At 73.6% G+C, this 14,583-nt stretch carries 16 protein-coding genes; 5 read left to right on the plus strand and 11 right to left on the minus strand.

Annotation, left to right across the window (positions count from 1 at the left end; genetic code table 11):
• Window positions 1-1,033, minus strand: a 1,033-nt coding sequence (locus IE312_RS20630; protein ID WP_229900208.1) for a 3-deoxy-7-phosphoheptulonate synthase class II, incomplete at its 3' end; no start/stop codon positions are given.
• Window positions 1,034-1,144: 111 nt separating this feature from the next.
• On the opposite strand from IE312_RS20630, the gene IE312_RS44180 reads away from it, so the two are divergent.
• Together IE312_RS44180 and IE312_RS20640 are read left to right on the plus strand one after the other, a co-directional pair.
• Window positions 1,145-1,201, plus strand: coding sequence for a trp operon leader peptide (locus tag IE312_RS44180; RefSeq protein WP_079060191.1), 57 nt, complete (start codon window positions 1,145-1,147; stop codon window positions 1,199-1,201).
• Between the two features lie 102 nt (window positions 1,202-1,303).
• Window positions 1,304-3,175: an anthranilate synthase family protein gene (locus tag IE312_RS20640; RefSeq protein ID WP_189983837.1), complete on the plus strand. Its 1,872-nt coding sequence runs from the start codon at window positions 1,304-1,306 to the stop codon at window positions 3,173-3,175.
• Between the two features lie 14 nt (window positions 3,176-3,189).
• On the opposite strand, the gene IE312_RS20645 is transcribed toward IE312_RS20640, so the two are convergent.
• From IE312_RS20645 to IE312_RS20660, 4 genes are all read right to left on the minus strand, one after another.
• Window positions 3,190-4,218, minus strand: a complete 1,029-nt coding sequence (locus IE312_RS20645; protein ID WP_189983838.1) for a 6-phosphofructokinase — start codon at window positions 4,216-4,218, stop codon at window positions 3,190-3,192.
• A 94-nt stretch (window positions 4,219-4,312) separates the two neighbouring features.
• Window positions 4,313-4,990 (minus strand): response regulator, encoded by a 678-nt coding sequence (locus tag IE312_RS20650; protein WP_189983839.1) that lies wholly within the window; start codon window positions 4,988-4,990, stop codon window positions 4,313-4,315.
• The gene (gene macS / locus IE312_RS20655; RefSeq protein WP_189983840.1) at window positions 4,987-6,222 is read right to left on the minus strand and encodes a MacS family sensor histidine kinase; all 1,236 of its coding nucleotides are present in this window, start codon (window positions 6,220-6,222) and stop codon (window positions 4,987-4,989) included. Before macS ends, IE312_RS20650 begins: the two co-directional genes overlap by 4 nt.
• A gap of 37 nt (window positions 6,223-6,259) precedes the next feature.
• On the minus strand, window positions 6,260-7,003 hold the full coding sequence (locus IE312_RS20660; protein ID WP_189983863.1) for a lysophospholipid acyltransferase family protein: 744 nt from the start codon (window positions 7,001-7,003) through the stop codon (window positions 6,260-6,262).
• A 105-nt stretch (window positions 7,004-7,108) separates the two neighbouring features.
• Between IE312_RS20660 and IE312_RS20665 the strand changes: the two genes are divergently transcribed.
• Together IE312_RS20665 and IE312_RS20670 are read left to right on the plus strand one after the other, a co-directional pair.
• The gene (locus IE312_RS20665) at window positions 7,109-7,888 is read left to right on the plus strand and encodes an alpha/beta hydrolase (RefSeq protein WP_189983841.1); all 780 of its coding nucleotides are present in this window, start codon (window positions 7,109-7,111) and stop codon (window positions 7,886-7,888) included.
• On the plus strand, window positions 7,881-8,564 hold the full coding sequence (locus tag IE312_RS20670; protein WP_189983842.1) for a hypothetical protein: 684 nt from the start codon (window positions 7,881-7,883) through the stop codon (window positions 8,562-8,564). The genes IE312_RS20665 and IE312_RS20670 overlap by 8 nt, the downstream gene beginning before the upstream one ends.
• A 60-nt stretch (window positions 8,565-8,624) precedes the next feature.
• Here IE312_RS20670 and IE312_RS20675 read toward each other — a convergent pair whose 3' ends face one another.
• The 6 genes from IE312_RS20675 to IE312_RS20700 all read right to left on the minus strand — a co-directional run bounded on the left by IE312_RS20675 (window position 8,625) and on the right by IE312_RS20700 (window position 13,607).
• Window positions 8,625-9,380, minus strand: a complete 756-nt coding sequence (locus IE312_RS20675) for an endonuclease/exonuclease/phosphatase family protein (protein WP_189983843.1) — start codon at window positions 9,378-9,380, stop codon at window positions 8,625-8,627.
• A 61-nt stretch (window positions 9,381-9,441) separates the two neighbouring features.
• Entirely contained in the window at window positions 9,442-10,395 is a 954-nt protein-coding gene (locus IE312_RS20680) for an ROK family glucokinase (RefSeq protein ID WP_189983844.1), read from the minus strand.
• A 67-nt stretch (window positions 10,396-10,462) separates the two neighbouring features.
• Window positions 10,463-10,972: a DUF5304 domain-containing protein gene (locus tag IE312_RS20685; protein WP_189983845.1), complete on the minus strand. Its 510-nt coding sequence runs from the start codon at window positions 10,970-10,972 to the stop codon at window positions 10,463-10,465.
• 55 nt (window positions 10,973-11,027) lie between these two features.
• A complete protein-coding gene (locus tag IE312_RS20690) occupies window positions 11,028-12,200 on the minus strand; it encodes an ArsA family ATPase (protein ID WP_189983846.1) in 1,173 nt (390 codons plus the stop codon).
• Between the two features lie 44 nt (window positions 12,201-12,244).
• The gene (locus tag IE312_RS20695) at window positions 12,245-12,688 is read right to left on the minus strand and encodes an SRPBCC family protein (protein WP_189983847.1); all 444 of its coding nucleotides are present in this window, start codon (window positions 12,686-12,688) and stop codon (window positions 12,245-12,247) included.
• 121 nt (window positions 12,689-12,809) lie between these two features.
• Complete coding sequence (locus IE312_RS20700; RefSeq protein ID WP_189983848.1) at window positions 12,810-13,607, minus strand: metallophosphoesterase family protein; 798 nt, start codon at window positions 13,605-13,607, stop codon at window positions 12,810-12,812.
• A gap of 307 nt (window positions 13,608-13,914) precedes the next feature.
• Between IE312_RS20700 and IE312_RS41050 the strand changes: the two genes are divergently transcribed.
• On the plus strand, window positions 13,915-14,583 hold a 669-nt coding region (locus IE312_RS41050; RefSeq protein ID WP_229900209.1), incomplete at its 3' end, for an AMP-binding protein.

The following is a 14,583-nucleotide window of genomic DNA, read 5'->3' on the forward strand; positions in this document are numbered from 1 at the left end:
CGGACGCCGTGACCTTCTCGACCAGCTCGGGGAGCTTGTCGCGGATCTTGCCGGCGCCCATGCGGACGATGAAGGTCAGCCGGCCCGGCTCCCGCTCGGGGTCGAGGCGGTCGATGTACCGCAGCGCCTCCTCGGCCGTGGTGTTCGGGCCGAGCTTGATGCCGATCGGGTTGCTGATCCGGGAGGCGAACTCGATGTGCGCGTGGTCCAGCTGCCGGGTGCGCTCGCCGATCCACACCATGTGCGCCGAGACGTCGTACAGCTTGCCGGTGCGGGAGTCGACCCTGGTCAGGGCGGACTCGTAGTCCAGCAGCAGCGCCTCGTGCGAGGAGAAGAACTCGACGGTCTTGAACTCCTCCGGGTCGGTGCTGCAGGCCCGCATGAAGTTCAGCGCGTTGTCGATCTCGCGCGCGAGCTGCTCGTAGCGCTGGCCCGAGGGGGAGGTGCGCACGAAGTCCTGGTTCCAGGCGTGCACCTGGCGCAGGTCGGCGTAACCGCCGGTGGTGAAGGCACGCACCAGGTTCAGCGTGGACGCCGAGGCGTGGTACATCCGCTTCAGCCGCTCCGGGTCCGGGATGCGGCTGGCCTCGGTGAAGTCGAAGCCGTTGACGGAGTCTCCCCGGTACACCGGGAGCGTCACGCCGTCGCGGGTCTCGGTCGGCTTGGAGCGGGGCTTGGAGTACTGCCCGGCGATCCGGCCGACCTTCACCACGGGCACGGAGGCCGCGTAGGTCAGCACGGCGCCCATCTGGAGCAGCGTCTTGAGCTTGTTGCGGATGTGGTCGGCGGACACCGCGTCGAAGGCCTCGGCGCAGTCGCCGCCCTGGAGGAGGAACGCCTCTCCCTTGGCGACGGCCGCCATCCGGGCGCGCAGCTGGTCGCACTCGCCCGCGAAGACGAGCGGCGGATACGACTCGAGGTCCGCGATCACTGCGCGCAGAGCCTCGGGGTCGGGGTACTCGGGCTGCTGCGCCGCGGGCAGGTTTCGCCAGGTGTTGCCAGCGCTCGCGCTGGTCTTAGCGTTCACGGTCACGAGCTCCACATTACGGGGTGATGTCGTGCGTTCCCGCCGGTGCTCAGGTAATGAGACACGGCATACAGAGTGCGGACATACGGAGTGCGGGCATGCGGTAGGGTTCCCCGCATGTTCGCGCCGTCGATCCAGAACTGGTGGTGGACCGCTTCTCCGGCGGCCCACTGATCGCGCGCACCACGAACTCCGCGAAGGCCGCCCGAGGGGCGGCCTTCGGCGTTTCCCGGGGCCGTTCCTCCACACCGCGTCATCACCGACGGAAGAGGAACCATGGACCTGACCCGGCTGCTGCACGACCCCCGGCCCTTCGCCCTGCTGCGCCGCCGCGCCCCGGGCCGCGACGAGCACCCGGTGGAGGTGCTGCTCGGCCCGGTGACCGGCCGGGACCGGCTCGCCGACCTGCCCGACGAGGGGCTCGCCCTCGTCCCCTTCCGGCAGCTGCGCGAGCGCGGCTTCGACGTCCGTGACGACGGCACCCCGCTGCTGGTGCTGACGCCCGAGGAGCGGTACGAGGTCCCGCTCGCCGAGGCGCTGGACCGGCTCCCGGCGCACGAGGTGCGGGTGGAGGGCGGGGGCTTCGACGTCGGCGACGAGGAGTACGGCGAGATCGTCGGACGGGTGCTGCGCGAGGAGATCGGCCGGGGCGAGGGCGCGAACTTCGTCATCCGGCGCACCTACGAGGGCCGGATCCCGGGCTTCGGCCGCGCGGACGCGCTCGCGCTGTTCCGGCGGCTGCTGGCGGACGAGCGGGGCGCGTACTGGACGTTCGTCGTGCACACCGGGGACCGCACGCTGGTCGGGGCGAGCCCGGAGGTGCACGTCCGGATGAGCGGCGGGACCGTGGTGATGAACCCGATCAGCGGGACGTACCGCTATCCCGCCGGGGGGCCCACCCCGGAGCACCTGCTGGAGTTCCTCGCCGACGGCAAGGAGACCGAGGAGCTGTCGATGGTGGTCGACGAGGAACTGAAGATGATGTGCACCGTCGGCGACATGGGCGGGGTCGTCGTCGGCCCCCGGCTGAAGGAGATGGCGCACCTCGCGCACACCGAGTACGAGCTGCGCGGGAAGTCCTCCCTGGACGCGCGGGAGGTGCTGCGGGAGACGATGTTCGCGGCGACCGTCACCGGCTCGCCGGTGCAGAACGCCTGCCGGGTGATCGAGCGGTACGAGCCCCTCGGGCGGGACGGCGTCGGGCGCGGCTACTACGCCGGTGCCCTGGCGCTGCTCGGCCGGGACGCCGGGGGCGCGCAGACCCTCGACTCGCCCATCCTGATCCGTACCGCCGACATCTCGGCCGACGGCCGGCTGCGCGTGCCCGTCGGGGCGACGCTGGTGCGCGGCTCGGACCCGGCCGGCGAGGTCGCGGAGACCCACGCGAAGGCGGCGGGCGTGCTGGCCGCCCTCGGGGTGGGCCCGGCCCGGCCGCGCCGGGAACGGGAGCTGCCGCGGCTGGCGGACGACCCGCGGGTGCGGGCCGCGCTGGACGGGCGGCGGGCCGGGCTCGCCCCGTTCTGGCTGCGGATGCAGGAGCGGTCCGACGCCCTGGCGGGCCACGCCCTCGTCGTGGACGGCGAGGACACCTTCACCGCGATGCTGGCGCACGTCCTGCGCTCGGGCGGGCTCGACGTGACCGTCCGGCGCCACGACGAGCCCGGGCTGCGGGAGGCGGTGCTCGCCCACCCGGGGCCGGTCGTCCTGGGGCCGGGTCCCGGCGACCCCCGGGACCTCGGCGACCCCAGGATGCGGTTCCTGCGCGGCCTGACCGCCGAGGTGCTCCGGACCCATCCGCACGGGGTGCTCGGCGTCTGCCTCGGGCACGAGCTGATCGCGGCCGAGCTGGGCCTGGAGATCGTCCGCAAGGAGGTGCCGTTCCAGGGCGCGCAGACCGGGATCGACCTGTTCGGGCGGACCGAGACCGTCGGTTTCTACAACAGCTTCGTCGCGCGCTGCGACGAGGACGCGGCCCGGGAGCTGGCCGCGCACGGGGTGGAGGTGAGCCGGGCGGAGAACGGGGAGGTGCACGCGCTGCGCGGCCCCGGCTTCGCGGGCGTGCAGTTCCACCCCGAGTCGGTGCTGACGCTGAACGGGGCCGCGGTCGTACGGGAGCTGATCGGCCGGCTGCGCCGCACGACCGTGTAGCCGTCCGGGCCCCGTCAGCCGAAGAACACCCCGGCCTCCGTGTACAGCGCCGGGTCCACCGTCTTCAGCCGGGCGGTGGCCTCGGCGATCGGGACGCGGACGATGTCGGTGCCGCGCAGGGCGACCATGGTGCCGAAGTCGCCGTCGTGCACGCAGTCGACGGCGTGCAGGCCGAAGCGGGTGGCGAGCCAGCGGTCGAAGGCGCTGGGGGTGCCGCCGCGCTGGATGTGGCCGAGGACGGTGGTGCGGGCTTCCTTGCCGGTGCGCTTCTCGATCTCCTTGGCCAGCCACTCGCCGACCCCGGAGAGCCGGACGTGTCCGAAGGAGTCCAGCGACCCGTCCTTGAGCACCATCTCGCCGTCCTTCGGCATGGCGCCCTCGGCGACGACCACGATCGGCGCGTACGACGCCCGGAAGCGGGAGGTGATCCAGGCGCACACCTGGTCGAGGTCGAAGCGCTGCTCGGGGATGAGGATGACGTTGGCACCGCCGGCCAGGCCCGAGTGCAGGGCGATCCAGCCGGCGTGCCGGCCCATCACCTCGCAGACCAGCACCCGCATGTGGGACTCGGCGGTGGTGTGCAGCCGGTCGATGGCCTCGGTGGCGATGCCGACGGCGGTGTCGAAGCCGAAGGTGTAGTCGGTGGCGGACAGGTCGTTGTCGATGGTCTTGGGCACGCCCACGCACGGCACGCCGTACTCGTCGGACAGGCGCGCGGCGACGCCCAGGGTGTCCTCGCCGCCGATCGTGACGAGGGCGTCGATCTCCTGCTTGGCCAGGTTGTCCTTGATCCGGCGGATGCCCCCCTCCACCTTGAGGGGGTTGGTGCGCGAGGAGCCGAGGACGGTGCCGCCGCGGGGCAGGATGCCGCGCACCGCGGGGATGTCGAGGCGCACGCTGTCGCCTTCGAGCGGTCCGCGCCAGCCGTCCCGGAAGCCGACGAAGTCATAGCCGTACTCCTGTACGCCCTTGCGCACGATGGCCCGGATGACGGCGTTGAGCCCGGGGCAGTCGCCGCCTCCGGTCAGTACTCCGACCCGCATGGAATTGTCCCTTCACCGCGGTTCCCTGACAGAGAGTCACGCTAGTGGTGATCCGCGTCACATCGGGAGAGGCGGGAAGGGTGATTCCGGCGCGTCACGCGTCGTCGAGACCGCGCTCGATCGCGTACCGCACCAGCTCCACCCTGTTGTGCAGCTGCAGTTTGCCCAGGGTGTTCTGCACGTGGTTCTGGACCGTGCGGTGGGAGATGACGAGCCGTTCGGCGATCTGCTTGTAGCTCAGGCCCTTCGCCACCAGCCGCAGCACCTCGGTCTCCCGGTCCGTCAGCCGGGGCGCGCCCGGCTCGCCGGCGTCCGGGGCGGGCACCGGCTCGGCCGCCAGCCGCCGGTACTCGCCGAGGACCAGTCCGGCCAGCCCCGGCGTGAACACCGCGTCACCCACGGCGGTACGGCGCACCGCGTCCAGCAGTTCCTCGGTGGAGGCCGACTTCAGCAGGTAGCCGGTCGCGCCGGACTTCACCGCCTCCAGCACGTCCGCGTGCTCTCCGCTCGCCGAGAGGACCAGGACCCGCAACGCCGGGTTGTGGCCCACGACTTCCTTGCACACCTGGACGCCGGGCTTGGCGGGCAGGTTGAGGTCCAGCACCAGGACGTCCGGGGCGGCGGCCCGGGCGCGGCGGACCGCCTGCTCGCCGTCACCGGCGGTGGCGACCACCTCGAAGCCCGACTCGGCCAGGTCACGGGCGACCGCGTCCCGCCACATCGGGTGGTCGTCCACCACCATGACCCTGATCGGGTCCCGCTGCTGTGTCATCGCTGCTCCGCCTTCTTCCCCCGCGCCCGCACGGCGCCCTTCGGTACCTTCAGTTCCACTTCCGTGCCCTGCCCCGGGACCGAGACGATCTCGGCGCTGCCGCCGAGGTCGCGCAGCCGGCCCCGGATCGACAGGGCCACCCCGAGCCGGCCCTCCCCCTCGGCCTGCGCGAGCCGGCCCTCGGGGATGCCGGGGCCGTCGTCCCGCACGGTGACGACGATCTCCCCCGGCTCGTCCTCCACCAGGATCCAGGCCCGCGCCCCGGGGCCGGCGTGCCTGCGCACGTTGTCCAGCGCGGCCCCGACCGCGGCGGCCACCTCGCGGGCCGCGGCCGGCGGCAGCGGCACCGGGGCGCCGGGCTCGGCGAGCGCGACCCGGCCGCAGGCGAAGCCGGCGAGCAGGGGGCGCAGGTCGACCGGGCCGTCCGCGTCCCGCGGGTCCGGCTCCTCCACCGCGCGGACGACGGCACCGGCCGCGAGGTCCTCCGAGACCCGGGACACCGGGACCATGCCGCCCGACACCAGCGTGCGCAGGGCCACCTCCTGCTCCCCGGCCAGCCGGCCCAGCTCGGCCGCCTCGCCGCCGAGGGCCGTGCCCCGGCGCTTCACCATCGCCAGCACCTGCAGCACGCCGTCGTGGATGTCCCGGGCCAGCCGCTCCCGTTCCCGGGTCGCGGCCTCGATCTCCAGGGCGCGGGCGAGGGTGCGCTCGGAGGCACGGGCCACCTCCACGACGTAGCCGATCGCGATGGACGCCACCCAGACGAGGATCACGTTGTGCACGGTGTCGCGGGCGGGGTGGCCCCGCTCGGCCAGGTTGGCGGCGGCCACGGCCGTGGAGGCGGCGGCCGCCCAGCGCCAGCCGCCCTTGATGGCGAAGGCCAGGACCGCGCCCGCGGTCCATATCGACGGCAGGGTCGGGCCGCCGCCGGCGATCCGCTCGTGGCTGTCGGCGACCGGGGTGAGCAGGATGCCGACGACGGCGACGGTCAGGTCCGCGGCCAGGAAGCGCCGGGTGCAGCTCGCCGCGCCGGCCACCTTGGGCAGGGTGGCCAGGGTCCACACCACCAGGACCGCGTAGTAGGCGACCGCGACCCACGGCCGGACGAAGTGCTCGTACGCCGTGGCGCACAGGCCGATGGCGTACAGCATGGTCAGGACGCGGTAGCCGGCGAGCGCGCGCCACAGCGGCAGCTCCACCGACATCCGCATGACGCGCTCGCGTTTGGGCATGTCCCCCGGTCCCCCCGGCTCCCCGTCGTGCCCCCGTCTAGGACTCGTCCTGCTTCTTCCCGGCCTTCTGGGCCTTCTCGGCTTCCCTGGCCGCCTTCGCCGCCTCGGCCAGCTGCCGTTTCGCGGCGGTGGCGTACACGTCGACGTACTCCTGGCCGGACAGCTTCATGATCTCGTACATGACCTCGTCGGTCAGGGCGCGCAGCACGAACCGGTCGTGCTCCATTCCCTGGTAGCGCCTGAAGTCCAGGGGCTTGCCGATGCGGATGCCGGGCCGCATCAGCTTCGGCACCACCTTGCCGGGCGGCTGGATCTTCTCCGTGCCGATCATGGCGACCGGGACGACCGGCGCCCCGGTGGCGAGCGCCACGCGCGCCAGGCCGCCGGGCTTGCCCCGGTACAGCCGCCCGTCCGGGGAGCGGGTGCCCTCCGGGTAGATCCCGAACAGCTCGCCGCGCTCCAGCACCTCCACGCCGCTGCGGACCGCCGCCTCCCCGGCGCCGCGCGCCCCGGAGCGGTCCACCGGGAGCTGGCCGACGCCCTTGAAGAAGGCGGCGGTGAGCCGGCCCTTGACGCCCGGGGTGGTGAAGTACTCGGCCTTGGCGATGAAGGTGATCTTGCGGTCCAGGACGGCCGGCAGGAAGAACGAGTCCGAGAAGGACAAATGATTGCTGGCCAGGATGGCCGGGCCCGTGGCCGGTACGTTCTCCAGGCCCTCCACCCAAGGCCTGAAGGCGACCTTCAGCGGCCCTCCGATGGCGACCTTCATCGTGCCGTACAACACCCGTGTGCCTCCTGTTTGCTTCGCAGAGACCTTAACCCGCAGGACCGCCGATGAGCCCGACGGCCCTGGTCGGTGTCAGTGCGGTCGCGTACGGTGAAGCACATGCCAGTTCTCCCCGGAGCCGAGCCGTACCGCCACCAGGGCGGAGAGGTGGGGGTCCTCCTCTGCCACGGCTTCACCGGCTCGCCCCAGTCGCTGCGCCCCTGGGCGGAGCACCACGCGGCGCACGGCCTGACCGTGTCCCTGCCGCTGCTGCCCGGCCACGGCACCCGGTGGGAGGACATGCAGCTCACCACCTGGCAGGACTGGTACGCGGAGGTGGACCGCGAGCTGCGCCTGCTCGCCGAGCGCTGCTCCCGGGTCTTCGTCGCGGGCCTGTCGATGGGCGGCGCGCTGGCCCTGCGGCTCGCGGCCCGGCACGGCGCGCGGGTCGCGGGCGCGGTGGTCGTCAACCCGGCGAACCGGGTGCACGGCCTGTCCGCGTACGCCCTCCCGGTGGCCCGGCACCTGGTGCGCACGACCCGGGGCATCGCCAGCGACATCGCGAAGGAGGGCGTGGCCGAGCTGGGCTACGACCGGGTGCCGCTGCACGCGGCGCACTCGCTGCGGGTCTTCCTGCGCCGGCTGGACGGCGAGCTGCCCCAGGTGACCCAGCCGCTGCTGCTGCTGCGCAGCGCCCGGGACCACGTGGTGCCGGCGGCCGACTCGGCGCGGGTGCTCAGCCGGGTGTCGTCCACGGACGTCACCCAGATCGTGCTGGAACACAGCTACCACGTGGCGACGTTGGACGAGGATGCGGACCGGATCTTCGAGGAGAGCCTCGCCTTCATCGGCCGGCTCGCACCCAGTGTCGGCAAGGAAGGGACGGCCGCAGTTGGCTGAGCACGACTCCGACCGTGAGGGCCGTGAGGAACGCGACGGCCGTGGGGAACGCGACGGCCACGAGGCCGGCGAGCCGGACGAGCGGCAGGTGCCGTTCGACGAGGACGCCGCCTGGCGGGCCATCGTCGCCGGGTACGGCGAGGAGCCGCCGGACCCGCCCGGTGCCCGGCCCTTCAAGCCGGTGGAGGACCTGGCGCTGCCGGAGCCGGAGAAGCAGCCGGCGAAGACACCGGTGACGGAACCGGTGACGGAACCGGCGAAGGAGCCGGTGCCGGAGCCCGACGGGGACGCCGGCGGCGACGCGGAGGACCCCGCGGGGCGGCCGCCCGCCCGCCCGCTGGGCGGCTCCGTCTCCTTCGCGCCGGGCGTCGGCCCGCGCGACTACACGGTGGCCGAGCCGTCCGACGACGACTTCGACGAGGACGACGAGGGCCACTTCGTCCCGCCGGAGCCGCCCCCGCTGCCGACCGCGGACACCACCGCCCGCTTCGCCTGGCTCGGGGTGACCGGCGGCCCCGTCCTGCTGCTGCTGGCGGTGCTGCTCGGCTGGGACATGACCTGGTGGCTGGCGACCGCCGGCATCGGCGGCTTCCTCGGCGGCTTCGCGACGCTGGTGGCGCGGATGCGGACGGACGACGAGGAGGACGACGACCCGGGGCGCGGGGCGGTCGTCTGACGCAGGACAGGGCCCCGCGCGTAGGTGATCGCCGAGTGGCGGCCAAGGGCCTTGCTGGACTCAGTCCACGTCGGTCGCCGGGACGCGCAGGGCGGCCAGCACCGGGAGGTGGTCCGTGGCCGCCCTCAGGTCCGCCGCGCGCACGCCCGGCTGGTCCAGGGGCACCCCGCAGCCCAGCACCTCGATGCCGGGCGTGGCGAAGAGCGCGTCGATGCGCTGGTGGGGGTCGGTGGGCGTGGAGGTGAACTCACCGCCCCAGGGAGCGGCCGTGCGGCAGTCCTGGAGGGTGGAGGCGAGGCGGCGGAAGGTGCGGCCGTCGGGGCGCTCGTTGAGGTCGCCGCCGACGACGGCGTGCTCCGTGCCCAGTGCGGCGAGGCGCTCGAGGAGCATGCCGCCCTGCTCCTGGCGCTCGGCCTGCTGGAGGCTGAGGTGGCAGCTGATGACGCCGAGCCGGGCGCCGCCGAAGCGGACCACCGCCGTGGCCAGGCCGCGCCGGTGGAGGCCGGGGGTGAGCGGGAGGAGGACGTCCTCCGTGCGGTCGACGACGGCGCGCAGGGAGCACAGGACGGCCGGGCCCGCCGCCGTGGCGCCACCGGTGAGGACCACCTGGCCGCAGGCCGCGGCGAGCCGCGCCAGCTTCTTGCGCCAGCGGAAGAACCGCGGGGCCTCCTGGACGAGCACCAGGTCGGGGGCGCAGGCCGAGATCACCCTGGCGAGGGCGGCCGTGTCGTCCCGCAGCGAGCGGATGTTGTAGCTCAGGACGCGGATGACCGCGGAACCATCGGATTCCGTGCGGGAGTTGGGCAGCAGCTCCATGTGGATCAATGTACGCCCCGGGCACGGGGCGCGAGGCCGGCTCCCCGCGCCCCTGAGGGGTCTACATGACGGGGTCCGGCTCCCGGGCCAGGTCCGCCGCGCCCACGAGTCCCGCCTCGTTGCCCAGCTGGGCGGCGATCACGTCGGCCATCGGACGCCAGTTGGCGCCGACCAGCCAGCGCTTGTACGACGTACGGATCGGGTCGAGGACCAGATCGCCCTCGTCGGAGAGGCCGCCGCCGACGATGAACGCGGACGGGTCGAACAGGGAGGCCAGGTCGGCGAGGCCGGCGCCGGCCCAGCGGGCCAGCTCCCGGTAGGAGTCCACGGCGACCGGGTCGCCCTGCCGGGCGGCCATGGAGATGTGCTTGCCCTCGATGCCCTCGGGGGTGCCGTCGCCGAGCGCCAGCAGCACCTCGGCACGCTCGGGGGTGGCGTTGGCGCGCTGCTTGGCGTAGCGGACGAGGGCGCGGCCGGAGGCGTACTGCTCCCAGCAGCCCTGCGAACCGCACCCGCACAGCAGGCCGTCCGGGACCATCCGGATGTGGCCGAACTCGGCGGCCACGCCGAAGTGGCCGCGGCGCAGCTTGTTGCCGATGATGATGCCGCCGCCGAGTCCGGTGCCGAGCGTGATGCAGATGACGTTGCGGTGGCCCTTGCCGGCGCCGAACTTGTACTCGCCCCAGGCGGCGGCGTTGGCGTCGTTCTCGACCACGACCGGGAGGCCCGTGCGGGCCTCGACCTTCTCCTTGAGCGGCTCGTTGCGCCAGTCGATGTTCGGCGCGAAGTACACCGTGGACCGCTGGCGGTTGACGTAACCGGCCGCGCCGATGCCCACGCCGACGATCTCGTGCCCGGCGCGCGCACCCTCCACCGCCGAGGCGATGGCGTCCACGATGGCCTCGGGCGTGGTGGGGGTCGGCACCTTGAAGGTCGAGAGGATGTTGCCTTCCTCGTCGACCACGCCGGCCGCGATCTTCGTGCCGCCGATGTCGACGCCGATGGTGAGTCCCATGAATCCCTCAGTTTCGGTCGAGCCCCGCTACGGCCAACCGTACCCGAGGCCCCGCCGTGCCAGGGCTTCAGTCCAGGTCGATGCGTTCGCCCGGTCCGGTGCCCTCCCCCGGGTCGCGCCGGCCCGGGCGGTCGCCGTCCGCGGGGCCGGCGGGGCGGGCGGGGTCGGCGCCCCGGGCGGTCCAGCGCTGTTCCTGGGCCTGGACGGCGGAGCGGTAGGCGGCGAGCAGTTCGCTGCCGGCCGCGGCCAGGTGGTCGAACACGTCCGGGTTGCGCTCCATGACGGGCTCGACGGCGGCCTTCGCCTGCTGGACGACCTGCCGCACCATCTGCTGGGCCGCCGGCCCGGCGAGGCCGCCGAGCAGCGGCGCCTGGAGGCCGGACAGCTTGTCGGCCACCGTGTCCACGAGCTTCCTCAGTTCCTCGGCGGCCGATCCGGGCGGCGGGCCGTGCCGGTCGCGGCGGCGGGCCTGCTCGGCGGCGAGGTCCTCGGCGCAGGCCGTGGCCCAGGCGTCGGCGTCGGTCGCCCTCGGCCGCTCCTCCTCGGCGGGGTCGGGTGCGGGGCGCTCTTCGCTCATGGCGGCTCCTGACTACGGTTCGCCCTTACGACGTTACCCGAACGGCCCTGCCCGTTCACCGTCCCGCGGCGGGCCACAGGTCCGGGTCCGGTGCGAACCGGATGCGCAGCTCGCCGTCGCGCAGCGCGGCGCCGGCGACGGTGCAGCGGCGCAGGGCGGAGGGCAGCGGAACGATCCGGCGGTACGGGCCCGCGGTGATCAGCAGCTCGTCGCCGCGCCGGACGAGGTCCAGTTCGTCCCGTATCGCGCCGGGCAGCGGCAGGTGCCACACCAGCACGCCGTCCTCGGCGAGCCGGTCGGTGACGGGCCACCCGACCGGGGTGGGCACCGGGTTGACGGCGGGCACGGCGAGGGCCGCGAGGTCGTCCGGCCCGTGCGGGTCGCGGCCCAGGTGCGGGACGGGGCGGACGTCGTAGGCCTCCTGCCAGTCGGCGAGCGTCTTGCGCTGCTGGGCGAGGAGGGAGCCGAGCCAGCTGTCGGGGGCCGCCTCGGGCAGGATCCGGTTGGCGACCAGGGCCTCGACGGGCAGGCCGCGCAGGGCGAGGCCGAGGGTGGCGGCGCGGACGGCGTCGGCACCGGCCGGGCCGGGTTCGGCGACCAGGCGTACGGCGGTGTCCCGGTCGGTGAGGACGGCCTCGACGGCGGCCAGTTCGACGTCCCAGCGGGCGGCCGTCTCGTACAGCCAGTCGGCGGGCATGGGAACGCCGGCCAGCCGGCCGAGGACCGGGCGCAGGGCGCGGGCGGCCTGCCGCTCGGGCGGCAGCAGGCGGCGCAGGTAGCGGCGCAGCTCCTCGGGCAGGGCGAGCAGGGCGAGGGCCTGCGGGAGCGGCGGGAGATCGACGACGAGCAGGTCGTAGCGCTCGGACAGGGCCGCGTCCCGCAGCGCGCGCAGGAAGGACAGCTCCTCGGCGCCGGGCAGCGGGGTGACCTCCTCGGCGTCCAGGCGGGCCGCGCCGAGCAGGTCCAGGACGCCCGCGGCGCGGGTCTGGAAGGCGGTGAGGTCCGCGCGGAACCGGGCGCCGGCGTCCGGCCGCCAGGCGGTGAGGTGGTCGGTGACGGGGGCGGGGGCCGGTCCTGTCGCGGTGCCCAGTGCCGCGCCCGGGGTGTCCGTGCGGTCGGCGCTCAGCAGAAGGGTGCGGTGGCCCTCGCGGGCGGCGGTGAGCGCGGTGGCGGCGGCGACGGTCGTGCGCCCGCTGCCGCCCGGGCCCGTGATCAGGATGGTGCGCATGGGGGTGAACGCTACCGTCGTGCGCGCGAACCGGGCCGGAGCGACTACTTCTCCCCGGACTCGACCCGCTTCTTCAGGCCCGCCAGCGCCCGGTCGATGATGACCTTCTCCGCCTTGCGCTTGATCATGCCCAGCATGGGGATCTTCACGTCGACCGTCAGCCGGTAGGTGACCTCGGTGGCGCCCGCGCCGGCCGGCTTCAGCAGGTAGGTGCCGTCCAGGGAGCGCAGCATCTGGGACTTGACCAGGGTCCAGGAGACCTCGTGGTCGCCGGTCCAGGTGTAGGCGAGGGTCTGGTCGTCCTTGATGGCGCCGGCGTCCATGACCAGGCGGACCTGCTCGGCGCGGCCCCGTCCGTCGGCGGCGAGGACCTCCGCCTCCTTCACCTCGCCCGTCCAGTCCGGGTAGCGCGCGAAGTCGGCGATCACCGCCATGACGTCGGCCGGAGCCGCCTCGATCGTGATGCTCGAACTGGTGTGTTCCGCCATCGCGGTGGCTCCTCCAGATGCGGGCCGGTGGGAGAGGTGTGTGTGCGCCGGGCTGCGCACGTGTGTGCAGCGTGAAGGCTACCGCGCCGCCGGGCCGCCGCCTCCACCGCGCCCGCGCGCCTCACCATTCGAGTGCCCAGGGCGTGCCGGTGCCGGCGAAGTGCCCCACGTTCACGCACTCGGTGGAGCCGATCCGCATCCGGCGCACCAGCGGCTGGTGCACGTGCCCGAAGAGGGCGTAGCGCGGCCGGGTGCGGCGGATGGCGTCGAGCAGGGCCCTGCTGCCCCGCTCGAAGCGGCGCGCCACGGTGTCGTACACCAGCTCGGGGACCTCGGGCGGGATGTGGGTGCACAGCACGTCGACCTCGCCGAGGGCCTCGATCTTCGCCGCGTACTCCTCGTCGTCGATCTCGTACGGGGTGCGCATCGGGGTGCGCAGGCCGCCGCCGACGAAGCCGAAGACACGGCCGCCGATCTCCGCCCGCCGGCCGTCGAGGACGGTGGTGCCGGGGCGGGCGTACTCCGGCCACAGCTGCGGCATGTCGACGTTCCCATAGGTGGCGTACGTCGGTGTGGGGAAGGCGGCGAACAGTTCGGCGTACTGCTTGCGCACGGCCCTCTCGATGGCCGTGGCCCGGTCGGTGCCGATCCCCTCCCACAGCCGGGCGCCGAACTCGCGGGCCTCGGCGAAGCGCCGGGCGGTGCGCAGCTCGACGATGCGGTCGGCGTTCTCCTTGCCGAACAGGTCCGGGAAGATGCCGCGCGAGTGGTCGGCGTAGTCGAGGAAGAGGACGAGGTCGCCCAGGCAGATCAGGGCGTCGGCACCGTCGCCGGCGCGGGCCAGGTCGCGGGCGTTGCCGTGCACGTCGCTGACGACGTGGACGCGGGTCCGCCGGTTGCCGGAGCGTGCGGATGTCATGGCGATCAAGCGTAGGCGTGTGCGGCGGAGGTGAACAGTGCCGGTCAGGCCTGCGGTTACTCGCCGGTCGGTTCGGCCGTGGACTACTGTGCGCAAAGGAACGCCCACGTGTGTGACGCAGCGAACATCTCGCCGGGACCCCCTGTCCTAGACGCCATACCGGCGGGTAACGTCCGGGCAGTCCAGTCGTGCTCAGGATTTCAACATGTGAATCCTCATGTTGTTCCGGAGCACTTGCCCGAGCCATGGACCGCACCGTCGCATCGCACAACGTCGTGGCGCCGGCGCCCTACGAGGAGCAGCAGTCTTGCGCGAGTTCAGCCTTCCGGCTTTGTACGAGGTCCCCGCGGACGGGAATCTGACCGACATCGTCCGCAGAAACGCCGCGCAGCATCCCGACGTCGCCGTGATCGCCCGCAAGGTGGCAGGCGCCTGGCAGGACGTGACCGCCCGGGAGTTCCTGGCCGAGGTGCACACCGCCGCCAAGGGCCTCATCGCCTCCGGTGTGCAGCCGGGCGACCGGGTGGGCCTGATGTCCCGCACGCGGTACGAGTGGACGTTGCTGGACTTCGCGATCTGGAGCGCCGGCGCGATCACCGTGCCGGTGTACGAGACCAGCTCGCCGGAGCAGGTGCGGTGGATCCTGTCCGACTCGGGCGCCACCGCCTGTGTCACGGAGCTGGACGGCCACACGGCGGCCGTGGAGTCGGTGCGCGAGGCGCTGCCCGCGCTCAAGCACGTCTGGCAGATCGAGGGCGGGGGCCTGGCGGAGCTGGGCCGGCTCGGGCAGGACGTGTCCGACGCGACGGTGGAGGAGCGCGGCTCGCTCGCCCGCGCCGACGACCCGGCGACCATCGTCTACACCAGCGGCACGACCGGGCGCCCCAAGGGCTGCGTGCTCACCCACCGCAGCTTCTTCGCGGAGTGCGGCAACGTGGTGGAGCGGCTGCGTCCGCTGTTCCGCACCGGTGAGTGC

The organism is Streptomyces capoamus (assembly GCF_014654935.1).
Lineage (GTDB): Bacteria > Actinomycetota > Actinomycetes > Streptomycetales > Streptomycetaceae > Streptomyces > Streptomyces capoamus.

Excerpts from the sequence above, each read along its gene's own strand:
- IE312_RS20665 (WP_189983841.1), top strand. The coding sequence starts at position 7,109 with ATGCCAGTTCTCCCCGGAGCCGAGCCGTACCGCCACCAGGGCGGAGAG.
- IE312_RS20685 (WP_189983845.1), bottom strand. The coding sequence starts at position 10,972 with ATGAGCGAAGAGCGCCCCGCACCCGACCCCGCCGAGGAGGAGCGGCCG.
- IE312_RS20675 (WP_189983843.1), bottom strand. The coding sequence starts at position 9,380 with ATGGAGCTGCTGCCCAACTCCCGCACGGAATCCGATGGTTCCGCGGTC.
- IE312_RS20650 (WP_189983839.1), bottom strand. The coding sequence starts at position 4,990 with ATGACACAGCAGCGGGACCCGATCAGGGTCATGGTGGTGGACGACCAC.
- IE312_RS20700 (WP_189983848.1), bottom strand. The coding sequence starts at position 13,607 with ATGACATCCGCACGCTCCGGCAACCGGCGGACCCGCGTCCACGTCGTC.
- IE312_RS20680 (WP_189983844.1), bottom strand. The coding sequence starts at position 10,395 with ATGGGACTCACCATCGGCGTCGACATCGGCGGCACGAAGATCGCGGCC.
- IE312_RS20695 (WP_189983847.1), bottom strand. The coding sequence starts at position 12,688 with ATGGCGGAACACACCAGTTCGAGCATCACGATCGAGGCGGCTCCGGCC.
- IE312_RS20690 (WP_189983846.1), bottom strand. The coding sequence starts at position 12,200 with ATGCGCACCATCCTGATCACGGGCCCGGGCGGCAGCGGGCGCACGACC.
- macS (WP_189983840.1), bottom strand. The coding sequence starts at position 6,222 with ATGCCCAAACGCGAGCGCGTCATGCGGATGTCGGTGGAGCTGCCGCTG.
- IE312_RS20645 (WP_189983838.1), bottom strand. The coding sequence starts at position 4,218 with ATGCGGGTCGGAGTACTGACCGGAGGCGGCGACTGCCCCGGGCTCAAC.
- IE312_RS20640 (WP_189983837.1), top strand. The coding sequence starts at position 1,304 with ATGGACCTGACCCGGCTGCTGCACGACCCCCGGCCCTTCGCCCTGCTG.